15 protein-coding genes are annotated in these 15161 nt (G+C 39.4%); 3 read left to right on the plus strand and 12 right to left on the minus strand.

The features are described from left to right. Nucleotide 1 precedes the first annotated feature (1 nt). The 4 genes from rplK to HY817_02920 all read right to left on the minus strand — a co-directional run bounded on the left by rplK (nt 2) and on the right by HY817_02920 (nt 1859). On the minus strand, nt 2-427 hold the full coding sequence (gene rplK, locus HY817_02905; GenBank protein ID MBI4836183.1) for a 50S ribosomal protein L11: 426 nt from the start codon (nt 425-427) through the stop codon (nt 2-4). 17 nt (nt 428-444) lie between these two features. Further along, on the minus strand, nt 445-987 hold the full coding sequence (gene nusG / locus HY817_02910) for a transcription termination/antitermination protein NusG (protein ID MBI4836184.1): 543 nt from the start codon (nt 985-987) through the stop codon (nt 445-447). 3 nt (nt 988-990) lie between these two features. Further along, nucleotides 991-1191 (minus strand): preprotein translocase subunit SecE, encoded by a 201-nt coding sequence (gene secE, locus HY817_02915; GenBank protein MBI4836185.1) that lies wholly within the window; start codon nt 1189-1191, stop codon nt 991-993. Between the two features lie 74 nt (nt 1192-1265). Beyond that, nucleotides 1266-1859 (minus strand): hypothetical protein, encoded by a 594-nt coding sequence (locus HY817_02920; GenBank protein ID MBI4836186.1) that lies wholly within the window; start codon nt 1857-1859, stop codon nt 1266-1268. A 281-nt stretch (nt 1860-2140) separates the two neighbouring features. Between HY817_02920 and HY817_02925 the strand changes: the two genes are divergently transcribed. Next, entirely contained in the window at nt 2141-2779 is a 639-nt protein-coding gene (locus HY817_02925) for an FAD-dependent oxidoreductase (GenBank protein MBI4836187.1), read from the plus strand. Nucleotides 2780-2919: 140 nt separating this feature from the next. Here the strand turns inward: HY817_02925 and HY817_02930 are convergent, their stop codons facing one another. From HY817_02930 to HY817_02965, 8 genes are all read right to left on the minus strand, one after another. Beyond that, nucleotides 2920-3810 carry an NTP transferase domain-containing protein gene (locus HY817_02930; GenBank protein ID MBI4836188.1) on the minus strand — a complete coding sequence of 297 codons (891 nt, stop codon included), beginning with the start codon at nt 3808-3810 and terminating at the stop codon, nt 2920-2922. Further along, entirely contained in the window at nt 3807-4217 is a 411-nt protein-coding gene (locus HY817_02935) for an Hsp20/alpha crystallin family protein (protein ID MBI4836189.1), read from the minus strand. Before HY817_02935 ends, HY817_02930 begins: the two co-directional genes overlap by 4 nt. A gap of 105 nt (nt 4218-4322) precedes the next feature. Then, nucleotides 4323-5786: a flippase gene (locus tag HY817_02940; GenBank protein MBI4836190.1), complete on the minus strand. Its 1464-nt coding sequence runs from the start codon at nt 5784-5786 to the stop codon at nt 4323-4325. A gap of 26 nt (nt 5787-5812) precedes the next feature. Beyond that, the gene (locus HY817_02945) at nt 5813-6895 is read right to left on the minus strand and encodes a UDP-N-acetylglucosamine--N-acetylmuramyl-(pentapeptide) pyrophosphoryl-undecaprenol N-acetylglucosamine transferase (protein ID MBI4836191.1); all 1083 of its coding nucleotides are present in this window, start codon (nt 6893-6895) and stop codon (nt 5813-5815) included. Nucleotides 6896-7983: 1088 nt separating this feature from the next. Continuing rightward, entirely contained in the window at nt 7984-8958 is a 975-nt protein-coding gene (locus HY817_02950; GenBank protein ID MBI4836192.1) for a peptidoglycan bridge formation glycyltransferase FemA/FemB family protein, read from the minus strand. Next, a complete protein-coding gene (gene raiA / locus HY817_02955; GenBank protein MBI4836193.1) occupies nt 8948-9268 on the minus strand; it encodes a ribosome-associated translation inhibitor RaiA in 321 nt (106 codons plus the stop codon). The genes HY817_02950 and raiA overlap by 11 nt, the downstream gene beginning before the upstream one ends. Before the next feature lie 21 nt (nt 9269-9289). After that, nucleotides 9290-10141 (minus strand): UDP-N-acetylmuramate dehydrogenase, encoded by an 852-nt coding sequence (gene murB, locus HY817_02960; protein MBI4836194.1) that lies wholly within the window; start codon nt 10139-10141, stop codon nt 9290-9292. Between the two features lie 87 nt (nt 10142-10228). Then, the gene (locus HY817_02965; GenBank protein ID MBI4836195.1) at nt 10229-11896 is read right to left on the minus strand and encodes a bifunctional oligoribonuclease/PAP phosphatase NrnA; all 1668 of its coding nucleotides are present in this window, start codon (nt 11894-11896) and stop codon (nt 10229-10231) included. A gap of 167 nt (nt 11897-12063) precedes the next feature. Here HY817_02965 and HY817_02970 point away from each other — a divergent pair, with 167 nt between their 5' ends. Together HY817_02970 and HY817_02975 are read left to right on the plus strand one after the other, a co-directional pair. After that, nucleotides 12064-12327: a 30S ribosomal protein S20 gene (locus HY817_02970; protein MBI4836196.1), complete on the plus strand. Its 264-nt coding sequence runs from the start codon at nt 12064-12066 to the stop codon at nt 12325-12327. Nucleotides 12328-12484: 157 nt separating this feature from the next. Next, nucleotides 12485-15133, plus strand: coding sequence for a hypothetical protein (locus HY817_02975; GenBank protein MBI4836197.1), 2649 nt, complete (start codon nt 12485-12487; stop codon nt 15131-15133). The last annotated feature ends 28 nt before the right edge of the window (nt 15134-15161 follow it).

Genomic DNA, 15161 nt, shown 5'->3' on the forward strand with positions numbered 1-15161 from the left:
ATTAATCTTCCACCGTTATACCCATACTGCGCGCTGTGCCGGCGATCATGCGTGCTGCTTGATCTACGGAGGTGGTGTTGAGATCAGCCATTTTGACCTCAGCGATTTTGCGCAATTGAGCTTTAGTAATTTTACCAACTTTACTTTTATTCGGTTCGCCTGATCCTTTTTCCAGCTTAATTTCTTTCAAAATTAAAACTGAAGCGGGAGGGGTCTTGAGAATAAAATCAAAACTACGATCAGCATAAATGGTGATAATAGCTGGGATCAAAATATCTCCCATCTCACGTGTCTTTTCATTGAACTGCTGACAGAATTGCTGAATATTGATGCCATGGGGACCAAGGGCTGTACCAATTGGTGGTGCAGGATTTGCCTTGCCCGCCTTGGCTTGAATTTTGACCTTAACCAAAATTTTCTTTGCCATACGGATAAATGATTAAATTAAACTTTTTTGATTTGCGTAAACTCTAACTCTACTGGCGTTTCGCGATTAAAAATAGAAACCAATACCTTAATTTTACCTTTATTGTCATCAATTTCACTAATAGTGCCTTGATAACCAGCGAAAGGCCCTTCGGTGATAGTAACTACTTCAGCAATGCTGAAATTAGCCTTGAATTTAGGCTCTTTCATGCCCATGCGTTTGCGAATACGCTTGATTTCTTCATCACTCACAGGGATAGGAATGGTACCTGAACCAATAAAACCAGTAACATTAGGAGTGTTGCGTACCACATACCAAGATTCATCTGACACAATCATATTAACGATTACATAACCAGGAAACATGCGTTTCTCAACTAATTTTTGTTCTCCCTTTTTTACCTCAATTTGAGTTTCTTTGGGAACAATGACATCAAAAATGAAATCCTGCATGTTCATAGTCTCGATACGTTGCTTTAACGCTTCAGCTACAGCATCTTCGTAGCCTGAATAAGTGTGAAGCACGTACCATTTTCGCCCTTGGCTCTCTTGCTTAGGCATAAATTAGACGCCAGTTAAAAAATCAGACAGATACTTGTAACCATTGCTAAATAAGAAATCAAGTAAAGCAATAAATGCTAACATTACTAAACTGATACTTAATACCACAATGGTGCTATTGATAGCTTGAGACCTAGTAGGCCAAGCTACTTTTCGAAGCTCTTCAACAGAGCTGCTGACGTAATTGTGAATGGAACGAATCATATGATTTTTAAAAAGCCCCTCAGGGCTTAGAAGCAGAAGCACTATACGAGCTTTTGCTTTTTTTGGCAAACAAGTCAGTTCGTCTTTTTATTTTGAGGTAAATAGCGCAACACAATGGTGCTAATGATAGCAGTAATAGTGAGCACCGATGAAGTGAGCCAAAGGTTGTCGAATAAAGGATCAAAAGGGTCAATCTCTAAAAATAAACTAACTAAATTTAACCCCATAAAAATACTGATACTAACGGTGGCTATCCAGCGAGTAATATTATTCCAGCGATTATATTTACTATTAAGCAAGCAACGAATAGTAGTTAGAAAAAAGACTATAATTAGGATCACGCTCTCTATTTTGAACCCCAGTTCTCCAAGTCTATCTAAAGAAAAAAGTTGCCACACATTTCCTATGGACCATAGGGCACCTACTAAAGAGAAACCATGGATGAGTTCTAATAAATTATCGTTACGTTCTTGCCAAGCACAGTTAAATACATTAAGTGTGCTATACAACCACAGAATCATTAAAGTAAATAGGGTTTGAGGCATCATCAGCCATTCAGGAGTGCTTTCTGGGAGAAGCCATGTCATCAGTAAATATTGAGCTGCTAATAAACAGGTGAGTAGCGTACTTACTAATACTAAGACGCGTAGTTTCCAGATTTGGAGCATAGAAAATTAAGTTTGCTAAACAAAATATAGCAAAGTCACGAATCATACTGACACTTATTAGATTAGCAATCCTAGCAATCTATGGTGAAATGATGCGATGACCTTAACAAAGCAAATATTTGCTGAAGAAAAAAGCGGGAGTGGGTAAATAAGGGTATTCATAGTGAAATTTGTAATTACGCAGTGCTTATGTTACTTCTACAATACGAAAATTTTCTATGCCTTTGATCCCTATTCGCGCAAGAGTAAAGGAAAACCTTCGGGTTACGTCGAGTGTGTGTGTGGTAAGACTAGTCCTGGTGAATCCTGTGGAATTACAGTTCAAAGCTGGACAATATTTGTTCATTAAGGCTAGTGAACGAGTATTACGGGCTTATTCTATCGCTTCTTCACCAGCGCAAAAAAATGAGATTGAATTTTGTGTGAAGCGGGTAGAAGGTGGCGTGGCTTCAAACTTTCTATGGAATTTACAGCCTAATGATGAAATTGATCTGACCGGAACATTTGGTCATTTTATCTATAAAAGTGATGTTCAGATTGAGCGTATTGTTATGATCGGTACTGGTACTGGAGTGGCTCCACTCAAATCTATGATTGAGTTTGCCTTAACTGAAGGGGAGAAGCGGCCTCTACATTTATTCTTTGGCGAAAGAATGAAAGAGGATTTTTATTATCTCGATCAATTTGCTGCCTGGGCAACCAATTATCCTAATTTTACTTATACACTCTGTGCTTCACGAGAGGAGGCTGAAGGATTCTTTTATGGCAGGGTTACCCAAGCTTTAGAAAAAGTGTTACCAGTAGAGAAGGCGACGAGTTTTTATCTTTGTGGCGGGCAAGCGATGCTGACGGATGTAAGAGATTTATTAGAAAAGTACTCTGTTGAGACGAAAAATATTTATCAGGAAAAGTTTTTTTGATTAGGTGGGAAAGGAACCAGGATACGAGATCATGAAGACAAACACCAAGACAAAGACGAAGACGAGAAGGCTCAAAGAATAGCGCCTGTCTTTGTCTTGGTGTTCGTCTGCGTCTTTTTATGATCTGGTATCCTTGTTCTTCAGCCCTTATTTTCGGTGGCTAAAATATTTTTCATATACTCCAAAATCCCTTCCTTCATTTTTGGATTTTCTACTGCATAGCGAATTTGTGCTTTGACATAGCCAGCTGGTAGGCCGGTGTCGAGTATTTCGCCTTTGCTGTCGTAAATATAGGCAAGGTGTTTCTGTGCGACTTCCGCCATAATATGAGGAAGAAGCAGTGAATCCTTTTTGTCTTTTGGTTCAGGAAGTGCTCTTAAAATCTTTATTACCTCAGGACATAAAATCATCGGGCTAAATAAGCCAAATAAAGAGGGAGCCTCTTCAGGGGCTGGTTTTTCCACAATGCCCTCAATTTGATAAAAGTTTTCCCGTACTTTTTGTTTCACTATAGCGATACCAAAATCTTTGGTTTCATTGGCTGGTACTTCACATACATGAATCATGGTTCCTCCGTATTCTTGGTAGAGTTCCAGCATTTCTATTGCTGGTGTTCGAGGAAATGTTACTACATCAGCATAGCTAGCAATGATGGGATCACCTTCAGGTATCAAATGCAAACATGAGCGAATAGCACCACCTGTCCCAGTATGGAAAGCTTGGCGTACAAAAGTAAATTTGAGCTGATTAAATTTAGTAATACTGGCTAATAATTCATCTTTACCTTCATCAGCTAGCATTTTCTCCAGCTCTAGATGCCGATCTAAATATTCTTCTACTTGAGGGAAATGTTGTTTGCCAACGATAATAAATTCTTTAATGCCAGCATTGGCATAGTCTGTAATCAAATAATCCAAAGATGGCCGATTTACTATCGGTAGCATTGGTTTTGCTAAACTTTTGGTAACTGGAAGCATTCGTGATCCCCAGCCAGCCACTAGGATTACGGCGACTCTTGGTGGTTTATTCATTGTTGAGCTGTTACTTCAGTAATTTTGACTGTTTTTTCCTGCACTTTTTCGTGGGGAATGACTATTTTTAAAATACCATCCTTGAAGAAGGCTTGGATTCTCTCGGGGTCAAGGTTGAATGGCAAAACTAAGGTGCGAGCAAAGCCACCCCAAAAGCACTCACGTAATAAATATTCACCTTCCGGAATAACGTCATCATGGGTACGTTGTCCTTTGATGGTTAATTGATTGTCGCTGATGGTAATATGGATATCAGCCAATTTTACTCCTGCAACCGGTGTTCGTACCACGATTTCATTCTCAGTTTGGTACACATCTACTACCAACTGCCCTTCTTGATTGTTGGGTTCTTGGTTAGTGGTGTTTTGTTGAGAATCGTCTTTTTTTTTCTTGAAGAGAGAAAACATAGGCTTGAACTCCGAGTTAGCAGATACAATTTAGCACATTGAAGTCTGGAGAAAAATTATCAAGTTAGTTTTTGCTAGAAAATAGTATTGTTTATGGTCTTGGGCTTATTCTTTTACCTTACTAGCCAAAAGTTTATTCTTTAGTACCAGCAAGAGATCTGGAGCTAGGCCTCCAGTGAGGGTGAGCAGAATGATATATAGAACACCAGTAGAGCCAAAGCCAAGAGGAAGACTAAGCAATGGTGATAACGGAAGCAACCATGGACGGATGATAAATAGATAACCGGCACAGATGGCAATGGAAATAATTGTGGCTAAAGTAGTCTTGAAGTTGAGAGGAATTTTGCGTGTTCTATTAGCGACAGTAACCAATCCAATAAAGTGAATGCCTTGGGCCAATACCACAGCCCAAGCTGTGCCATATGCTGCCCAGGTAGGAGTGAATATAATGGCAAAAGTCACAGCTACCAAGGCCTCTATCAGAGTAATCCACCAAAAGGCTTTGACTTGATTGAGACTTACTAAAATATATTGAAATAAGTTTGAAAGAAAATTGAATATACTGGCAATTACCATTACTCGCATCAGGTCGGCTGCCCCTGCAAAATCAGTACCAGTAGAAATAAGCTGGATCATGCTTTCTGCCATAATAAAGCTGCCTACACACATACCTAAACCAATAATCACCAAAATATCCCACGACTTTTGCAACAAATGATTAAAGCGGTTTTCGTCCATATGTGCTGCCGAAAGGCTGGGTAATACTGAGTTCATAAAGCTGAAAGGAATTAGTAAAAGTAGCTCATAACTACGCAAAGCCACGCCAAATACGCCTACAGTAGCACTGTCTTGTGCTTCTCCCAGAATGAGACTATTGATGCGTAAATAGACTGTACCTAGAATCAATGCGGTGCCATAAACAGCACTCTTTTTCAGTAATCGATAAATTTCTTGCCAATTGAAAAGTGGGCGAATAGGCAGAAGCTTGTTGGCGGTATACCAACTGAGGGTGCAAACGTAAAAGTTATTAATTACGCCGGCAATAATTAGATGAAGAAAGCCCCAATCAAACCAAGCTGCTAGGGCGATATAGATAACACTTAAAGTTTTACCCACTATTACAGCGAAGGCAAATTGGGGCATTTTGAGGTGAACCTGTAATGCTGCTGATACCGTTGAACCAATTAAATATGCTGCCATGCCAATAGTTGCAATTACTACCGAGACTGACATTAGCCAAGTAAAGGTGGGGATTACAAAAGCGGCGATACTGGTAATACTACCAATGACAAGGATAAGAATGAGACGCAAGCCAAGCATATTGCCTAATATTTCTTGCATGCGCTCTTTTTGTTTAGACATTTCGTCTACAGCTAAAGTGAATAAGCCAAGATCACAAGCAAGCCCAAAGAAACCAACCAATTCATATACTAGGGTATATTCTCCATAACCACTGGCTCGTAAATAGTGAGTAATAATTTTGATAATTACTACACTTAATACAGCATTAAATAACCGAGAGATAATTTGCGAGATAGTATTGGAGGCAATCTTTTTGGCGTTTTCCATTGTAGATGAGGGATAGATTCTGAACTCTAGATTTTAGATTCTAGATTTATCGATTGGAGCACGTTTATTACATTTTTTGTGGCATTACTATGAGAGATGGCAGCATTTTTTGCAAAGGGAATGGTTTGATTTTGTAGTTGAGACAAGGCTGTAAATAAGCTTTTTTCATTCAAATGCTCTTCTAATACCACTCTAATTTGGGGCAAATTGGTGAAGGTTTGAGCATTGATAATTTGGTCACCACGGCTTTGATCCTTACCTAAAGGAATAAGAATCGCTGGTTTTCCTAAAGTAAGAATTTCTGCCAAGGTAGTGGCACCGGCCCGAGAGATGATAATATCGGCACATTGATAAATGTCTGCTAGTTCTTCACTAAAAGATTCAAAAGGAAAATAATCAGTATCAGCTTCATGTGTTTTTTTCCCTAGACCAGTCATATGAATGACAATAAATTGTTTATTTAATTCGGCAAAAGATTGGGTAATTACCTCATTGAGCTTTTTGGCTCCAGAACTACCACCCAGAACTAATAAAATGGGCTTGCTTTGTTTGGGGATACCAAGAAACCGTAAGCCTTTTTCTTTTGTGCCATGCAATATTTCACTACGGAGAGGGATGCCGGTCACCACTAATTTATCCAGATGTTTGGTAAAGTACTTTTTACTAGCCACAAAGCCTAAACATTGTTTAGTGATAAATGGTAAACAGAGCCTGGTGGTTAAGCCGGGCACGATATCAGATTCGTGAGCAATGATAGGAATGTGACGCAGCCAGCCAGCTATTACTACAGGAAAACTAATGAAGCCGCCTTTAGAAAGGATAACTTGAGGTTTTAATTTGCCTAATAAAAACCATGCTTTGATAATGCCCACTACGGTGCGAAAAGGGTCAGTGAAATTACGCAGGGCAAAATATCTGCGTAGTTTGCCGGCGGGAATATTATAAAAAGGTACGGCGACTTTTTTGCTTGCGCTGATTTCCATCCCTTTTGCTGAACCAAGCCAGAATATTTCTAAAGGATCTTTTGTTTGTGTGCGGAGTTGTGAGACGATGGCTACTAAAGGTTGGATGTGCCCCCCAGTTCCCCCTCCGGTAATGACTAGTTTCATTGGTATAGCGCGAAATATTGAGTAAAATACCGATGCCAACAGCTTTGCTCAGTAAGGATGAGCCACCATGACTAATAAAGGGCAAGGTTAGACCTGTATTGGGCAAAATGCCCATGATTACGCCCATATTAATAAATGCTTCTAAACAAATCCAGCAGGTGATGCCAGTTGCGACATATTTGGCAAAGCGATCGGGTGCCTTTTCAGCAATTTTCATTCCCCGCCAAGCAATGATAGCAAAAGCGGCTATTACTAAAATGATTCTTAAGAAACCAAGCTCTTCTGCTGCAATAGCAAAAATAGCATCTCCTTGGGCTTCTGGTAAGTAGGCGAACTTTTGTCGTGAATTACCAAATCCATATCCCCAGAAGCCTCCTGAACCAATAGCAATCAAGGCTTGTTGAATTTGATAACCAATACCACTGGGGTCTGCTTCAGGATTAAGGAATGCGGTAAAACGCTGGACAATATACTTCTTTTGACTCATTAAACTAACAAAAAGAATACCAACTATCGAGCCTGCGGCAGTTAATTGCACCATATTTCCTTGGGCGATAAAAAACATACTAATAGCAATGGTTGCATAGAGTAAAATACTCCCGAAATCAGGTTCTGCTAAAAGAAAAAGCACAAAAGTGCCAACAATAATGCCAAAAGGAATAAAGCCTTCTTTCAAGTTTCTTATTTTAGGACCGAGGCCATCAAAAAATGCTGCTAAATATAAAATAAAAGCGGTTTTTGCTATCTCCGAAGGTTGAATAGAGGGTAAAAAAGGAATGTTGAGCCAACCCCGTGCAATCGTATTGTAATCAGATCGTAAGGGGGTAAACACAGTGGCCAAAAGCACTATGGCACCTCCTAAAACGAATAAGCGATGTTTATACCAAAAGCGGTAAGGAATGCGTTGCACCACAAACCAAGCGACTAAAGCTACCACCAAAGAACTTAATTGATTCCAGAAATAATAGTCTGTGGTCTGTCCTTTGGTGTTGAAAAAAGAATTAATAGCACTGGCACTGCTAATCATAATTACACCAAAAAGCATCAGACCAAAAACAACTATTGCTAGGACGCGATCAAATTGGCCTTTAGGTTCTGACGTACCGCTTCTTGAATGTTCTAAGGAGTTTTTTCCCCTCATAATAAGCTTGTTTCAAAGAATGAAGAATAAAATACTGCCAATGTACTAGGGGATAATGAAGTGTGCCTGGGTACTGATATACATGCCCGCCAAACTTTTTTTTAAAATCGGTAACTCCGTACCATGAGTGTTCAGAGGAGCTATCTTCTGGCGCTATGCCCAAAAAATCATACACTCTCATGCCTGCATTTTTAGCGTCTTGAATCACTTGCCATTGCAAACCATAAGTGGCCATGGTGTTACGCTTATTTGAATCAGATGCACCATAATAGTAAATAGCCTGCTCCTTATAAAATACGGCAATGAGTCCTGCTATTGGTTGATCTTGGTAATAGGCTAAATAGAGCTTACTATGGGGGACGAGGCGGGTTAGGAAATTGAGATAATAACTTTGGGAATGAATGCCAAAAAGATCTCGTTTGGCAGTAGTTTCTAGTAGTGCATAAAATTGCGCGACTGGTGTTGCAATGTCAGTGTCACGTCCATCCCATACGCGATAATTTATCTTATGTTTGTCTGCGATCTTGATATTGTATCTTCCTTTCGGTTTCATTTGTTTTAATAATTCCGCTAAAGACAAAGTTAAGTCTAAATAGAGCGTAGTATCAGGCTGAATATGGAAAGGAGCAGGATGAAATCCCATTGTGCTTAATTTCTGGCTACTTGCTTCGGATTTTTCCCAAGCGGGTTCGAGTTTAATATAAGCGCAGTTTTTTTGACGGGCGAGTAGTACTAGTTTAGGCCAATTTTCTTCTAATTGAGCTAAAGATAGGGGGCGATTGATAAAAAAATAACGCTTGCCAAAGGAGGTAGGAAGGATAGTCCAATGTATTGGTCCAATATATCCCGCTTCTCTATTAGGGAGTGAATTCTGCAATTGAACCCATGCCGAGCTTTGAAAAATATTTTCTTTACTCAGCATGATGATCCTGCATCTTTTCTTTATAACGTTGTAACTGAGTTTTTAGCTTGTCATGAATTAAATCGATACCTTCTTCTACGGTCGATGCTTTTTCTTCAGCAATGAACACCTTTTTGCCCACGGCAATGCGTACTTCTACATACACTTCGGCGCCATCTTTTGCCGTATTTTGTTCGATACTAACATTGGTTTGATAACTATCTACGTCATTCTGTTGGTAATATCTCTTTAGTGCTGTAAGTTTTTTTTCGATATAGTCGTGACTCTTATCTTGTAAAGTTATTCCTTTGCAACGGATATTAAAAATCATAAGATTTAGTAAATGATGTATTCAAACAATATTAACTTCCTCTATTAAATGGATACCAAATTTTTCTAACACTACCTGCTTAATATGAGCCGCCAGCATCATAACATCTTTTTTTGTTGCTTTGCCAGTATTAGTCAAGAAGTTGGCGTGTTTAAGAGAAACTTGGGCATCTCCTATGCTAAATCCTTTGAGGCCGGCTTGATCAATTAGATGTCCTGCTGATGTTCCGGGTGGATTTTTGAAAAAAGAACCAGCAGTGAAGCCTCCTGGCTGCTTTTCTTTTCGCCACTTTTTTGTTCCATCCATTTTGGTTTTTATTTCTGTAGGATCACCCAATGTGAGAGTCATAGTACATTCAATCACAAAGCGAGGGTGGTGTTTGATAGTACTTTCTCGATAGGAAAATTCGAGATCTGCTGCAGGTAGGGTGACGATCTGATTTTTATTATCAATGATTGTTACCTCTTGGAGTACATCTTTTATTTCGGTTCCCAGAGAGCCTGCATTGCCTCGAATCGCTCCACCAATAGTTCCAGGTAAGCCGAACAGAGCTTCAATTCCTGATAAACTTTGTTCTAAACAGAACTGCGCCAATGTTGTTGTATAGACACCACTACCTACTTTTAGCTGAGTATCATTTCGTTCAATATGATTGATGTTGCTACGAATAGTTAATCCGGATAATCCATGATCGGGAAATAAGATGTTGGTACCGCCCCCCAAGAAGAAGGTGGTGAGTTTGTTTGTCGCTGCATAATCTAGGGCCTCTACTGCTTCTGCAGCATTTTTAACTTCCACAAAAAACTCAGCTGGACCACCAATATGGAAAGAACTGTAAAGGGCAAGTGGAATATTCTGTTTGATAGCCAACATGAACAAAGATCAAGTCTATTGGATAATAACACAAGCGCGCTCAGAGTTAAGTTCACTCTGAGTAAGCTCTTGTGTGCTCGCAGACTTTTATTGGTCTTCTTTCGTGACTTTCAAAGTAATTGGTGTTGGCATCTGTTGGACTTCAGCAGCTTTTTTCTCTTCTGGTGTCTGAACTTGGCTTTCTTTCATGATAGTTTCGCTCTTTGCCGGCGGCGTATAGCCTAGAAAGTCATTTCCTGGTAAAGGTTTTTCTGGTTCTGAATAAGCTTTTTGTAAGGCTTGTTCTTGAGCCTTGCTGACTCCTTGAGGAGGCAGAGGGTCAAAACTTTGACTATAAGAAATGTCTGCCGGCATGGTCTCTTCCGGTTTGTTTTCAGGGATGTAATTTACTTGAGGAAGGGGAGGCAATTCTGAATGCTGAATGCTGAATTCAGAATTGGCTGAAGATGGTGTTTCTTCTGGAAGTGTGTCTTTACTTTGTTCCATCATTGCTGGGGCGCTATCTAAGCTCTCAGCTCTTAGCTCTTCGCTCTGTACTGCTACCGGCGTCACTGCTTCCTTGATGGTTGATTGTACCGGATGAAATGCTTCATTGCTCGTATCTTTGGCTAGATGCTGTCGCATGAATGTTTTTACTGCTTCAATGGCGGTTTCTTGAGCGCTCTTGAAGTCTTGACCTGTGATTTTAAATCCGGCAGCTCTTTGGTGCCCTCCTCCGCCAAAAGGCAGCACAATTGGCGTTACATCAATATTTTTTAATGAACGTAAACTTATTTTCACCCCATTATCTGCTGTTTCTTTCATCAAAAAGACAATATCGGCATCTGATGCACTGGTAATTAATTGATCCATGAGGCCGTCTAATTCACTTTCACTAGCATTCACTTCAGTAAAGTCTGATTGGCTAACACTGGTCCAAGCCAGATGTAACTCTGGATCATGCTCTAGTCGAGATAAAGCCTTACCCCATAAGCGCAAAGTAGAAAGCTCATGCATCTTAAAAAGATGACGGACTATTTCTTGTTGTCGAGCACCAGCGGTAAGCAATCGAGCAGCTACGGCAAAAGCCTTTGGTGTCGTGTTAGCATTTTGGAAACTGCCAGTATCTACGATCACGCCACTTAGTAAGCAGGTAGCCATATCTTCATCCATCAAAGGTGTCCGTTGCTCTAAAGTTTCAATCAAAGTAAGTACTAATTCTGCTGTGGAAGTAGCTGCTACATCGACAAAGTTCACTTTTCCGTAATGTTCATTGGTAATGTGATGATCAATATTTACTACCGGAGTTTCATAAAATAATTCAGCCTGAGGGCCATTCATTAAACCCGTATACTCCAGACTAGAGGTATCCAAAGTAAAGATTAGATCAATCTTTTTACCACCACTTAGTAGTCTGATGTCTTCTTTATTGAGAGTGCCATTTTTTGGGGTGATGATAATTTTTAAGTTCTGGCCATCCTCAGCGGTGCGAACATTATCAATTTTGGTTTGTGAGGTGTCGATTTGAATAATAAAATCTTGGTTTAGGCTGAATTCGGTAGAAATGTTATTAATGCCAGGTAGGAATTTGAACACTTCTGGCACGGGGTGACGAGAGTAGAAGGTTACGTTTTTTCCCATCTTGGTTAGTGCCATCTGTAAGCCAAGGCCACTACCTATACCATCCCCATCAATGGAGGTGTGGGAAATGATTAAAATGTTCTCGCTTTGATCAAGTAAATTTTGAATTTGCTGTACTGGTTCAAGGTTGGGCATACGCTGTATTTGGAGTGAAAGTAATCATATAATTGTAAAACGTTATTTCATTCTTGTAAAGGATTGTAGGAGCTGAAGGGGAATTAATCTATTCTCTGGGAGAAATTAAATTGACAATCCATAGTGAAGTCGTGTAGTTTGCACGTGCTTTTTGTATCATTTTCACTATGCCAGTAATCAAGTCTGTATTTAAAAATGTCCGCGTAAATGAGCGCAAGCGTGTTATTAATGAGCGCACCAAAGATGGCTATAAGTCAAAAATGAAAGAGTTCAATCGTTTGTTGGCTGATAAAAAAATGAGTGCTGCCGAAAAATTATTGCCTGCCTTATTTAAGGCCTTTGATACTGCAGCTAAGAAAAATGTTATTAGTCAAAATAGTGCTGCTCGCAAGAAGTCCAGTGCTACTAAAAAGTTAGTAGTTAAGAAATAAATAGCGACTTTTGTTGTAAAAAAGCAGTTTCCTATACGTTGAGGAAGCTGCTTTTTTAAATGCGAAGTTAGTAGTTCGAAGTGCGAAATGGAGCTCAATGGTTTTAAATTTCGAATTGTGCTCTATTTTGCTATACTCCAGCCGATAATGTTTTGCCATGGAAAAATATTTCCGATTAGTAAGTGCTTGGCTATTTCTTTTGTTTATTACCGGTTCTTACTTTTGGTACCATCCTTCCTATCTAAATTTACAACAAATTTTTAAAGGACAGGGCCAAACATTGGCCAAGGCTTTTAGTTGTCCTGGTATAGGCGTTGTCTATTGCTCTCCTGGTATCGTGTGGAAGGTGATTATTCTGATTGCTCTTATAGTCTTTGCTATTTCTTTCTCTGCTTGGGTATATAAAGAGAGTGCCAAAGTGCAATGGACAACGCGTCCTATTACTTTATTTGGCTATTTTAATATTTTGTTGCTCTTTGTTTTAGGTTTCTACTTTTTTGATTCAATATTTTATACTCAAAATCAGATAAGCTTTTTTTCTGCCATTTGGTCTTTTTTTAGCTACTGGTTAACAATTGCTTTGGTTTTGCTAGTGGTACTTACTCTTTCGGCGGGGGTGGGTTATCGTGTGCTGCAATTACTAAAAATTGACTTTGCAGAGAGAGCAGTGAGAGTTTCAATCGCCGCTGCACTTGGGCTCACGATCTTTATTTGGTTGGGAGCAATTTTAGGCCAGTTTCAGCTATATACTTTTGTCCCTATTATTTTCATTGCTCTAGTTGCGTTACTATTTTCTTATTCAGTATGGCGCAAGGTATTGAATGACATTTATTGGGCGCCAATTCATATGGTTTTTAGCTATAATACTATTTCGTGGTTTTTACTAGCAGCTTTGGCTCTAGTTTTGGCAATGAATGTAATTGATTTGATACGACCCTTTCCAATTGGTTGGGATGATTTGGGTGTTTATATGAACTTTCCGCGCCAAATCGCTTCTCATGGTGCGCTATTGCAGGGGTATCCTGGGCAGGCTTATATGTTGATATCAGCCTTAGGATTTATTCTGTTCAATTCAACTACATTAGCATTGTTCTTCTCTTGGTTTGGCGGTGTCTTAGCTATATATGCGCTTTATGCTTTTGGTAAACAATTTATTTCGGCAGAAGCAGGTTTATTGATGGCGACAATAATGTATTTGCTACCAATGACTATGCATCAGTCTTTCGCTGATATGAAAACTGACATGCCATTATTCTTTTTCATTGTAGTGGGATTTTTGGTGCTCTTTTTAGTTCTACGGGAAACCAAGGCTACCCGATTATTTTGGCAGCTTCTGGCTATCGCTGGTGCTATATTAGGAACCGCTTTAGCAATAAAGATTACTACAGCAATTGCCCTTTTTGCCTTAGTAGCTGTGTTAGCCTGGCGTTTCTCCGGGCCATTCAGTGGCGTTGCTGCATTTGCTTTTCTCCACAGTATTTATTTCTACTTTTTTGTCCGAGCGATAGATATTTCGGCGGATTTTAGATTGTGGACTGGCAGATTGTCGCTTTTGATTGCTATTATTGGTCTTTCATTTGTCTTCCTTCGTAAGGAAAAGATTATTTTCTTTATTCGGGCAATGGTTATTTTTGGCATTTCCCTTGGCATTATTTTGGTGCCCTGGTTGATCAAAAATATTGCGGAAAGTCCCACTATTACTGTAGACACCTTGCTTTTTGGTGGGCCTTCCCCAGCACCTACTTTAAATTGGTCTAAAATTGGAGTTAATGTTGCAGCTTGCTCTGCAACGGGTGGACAAGAAGAGTTAGGACGATATATTGCATCAGCAGCAGGTCCTACTCGTTATCTTGGTTTACCTTGGGATATGACCATGAATATTAATCAAGCTGGCTTTTATGTTGATATTAGTTTTTTATTTTTAGCTTTTATTCCCTTGTTGTTACTGCTAGGCCATGGCTGGTGGCGAATAAGTATTGTGGTCCTTTTATTTGTTGTCCCCCTACTCTTGTATTGGTTGGGTATTTGGCCTAGTAAAACTTATGAATTTATTACCTATACGCCGTTCTTTTTTCTTTTGGCTTTGATTCCTCAGGCAATTGGTTTAACAAAACAAACTGAAGAAAAAGAGCTAGTAGAGTTTTGGCAAAATAGTACTGCACTGTTCTTGGTTTCTTGGTACTTTTGGCTTTTTGTGGCCTCTGGTGTGCCTTGGTATGGGGTGGCAGGCTTTTTATTTGCTTTGCTATTAGTCGTACGCAGTTGGCAGTTAGCTACCCAACTACATGTGATCATGCGAGTTGGGCTAACCATTATAATTATTATCTCTGTAAGCTCAATGCTCTTTTTGCGCGAATCTCGTTTTAGCAATACTAATATGTTGAGTTTTGCTTTTGGCTTAAAAACAGAAGAACAAGTACTGGCTACTACTAATGCTCAGTATCCTGCTATTTTGAAAAAACTTAATACTGACCAGGGACACTATATTTATCGTGTTGGTACTTTTATTAATTATTTCATTGATGATAATCGCGAACGTGTGTTCGATGATCCCCAGCTAGATGCTTTCAAGTGTATTGATGGTGCTGGTTTAGACAATGCTCGTACAGCGCAAAGGTTAAAAGATTTGGGATTCCGTTATCTGGTATATGATACCAATACTCAGACTATCGAAAAGGATAAAAATGGCACTTTACATCAAAAGGTGAATCGCTTCACTAACTTCGCTTCTACTCATCTAAAAGCAATTGTTCCTACGGATCCAGCAAAGTTCAAAGAAGGAATTGTGCTCTTTGAAATACCTTAGCAGCGCAATTACAAATTACTAATTACAA

The organism is Candidatus Abawacabacteria bacterium, from assembly GCA_016207805.1.
Taxonomy (GTDB): Bacteria; Patescibacteriota; Gracilibacteria; order RBG-16-42-10; family RBG-16-42-10; genus JACQZO01.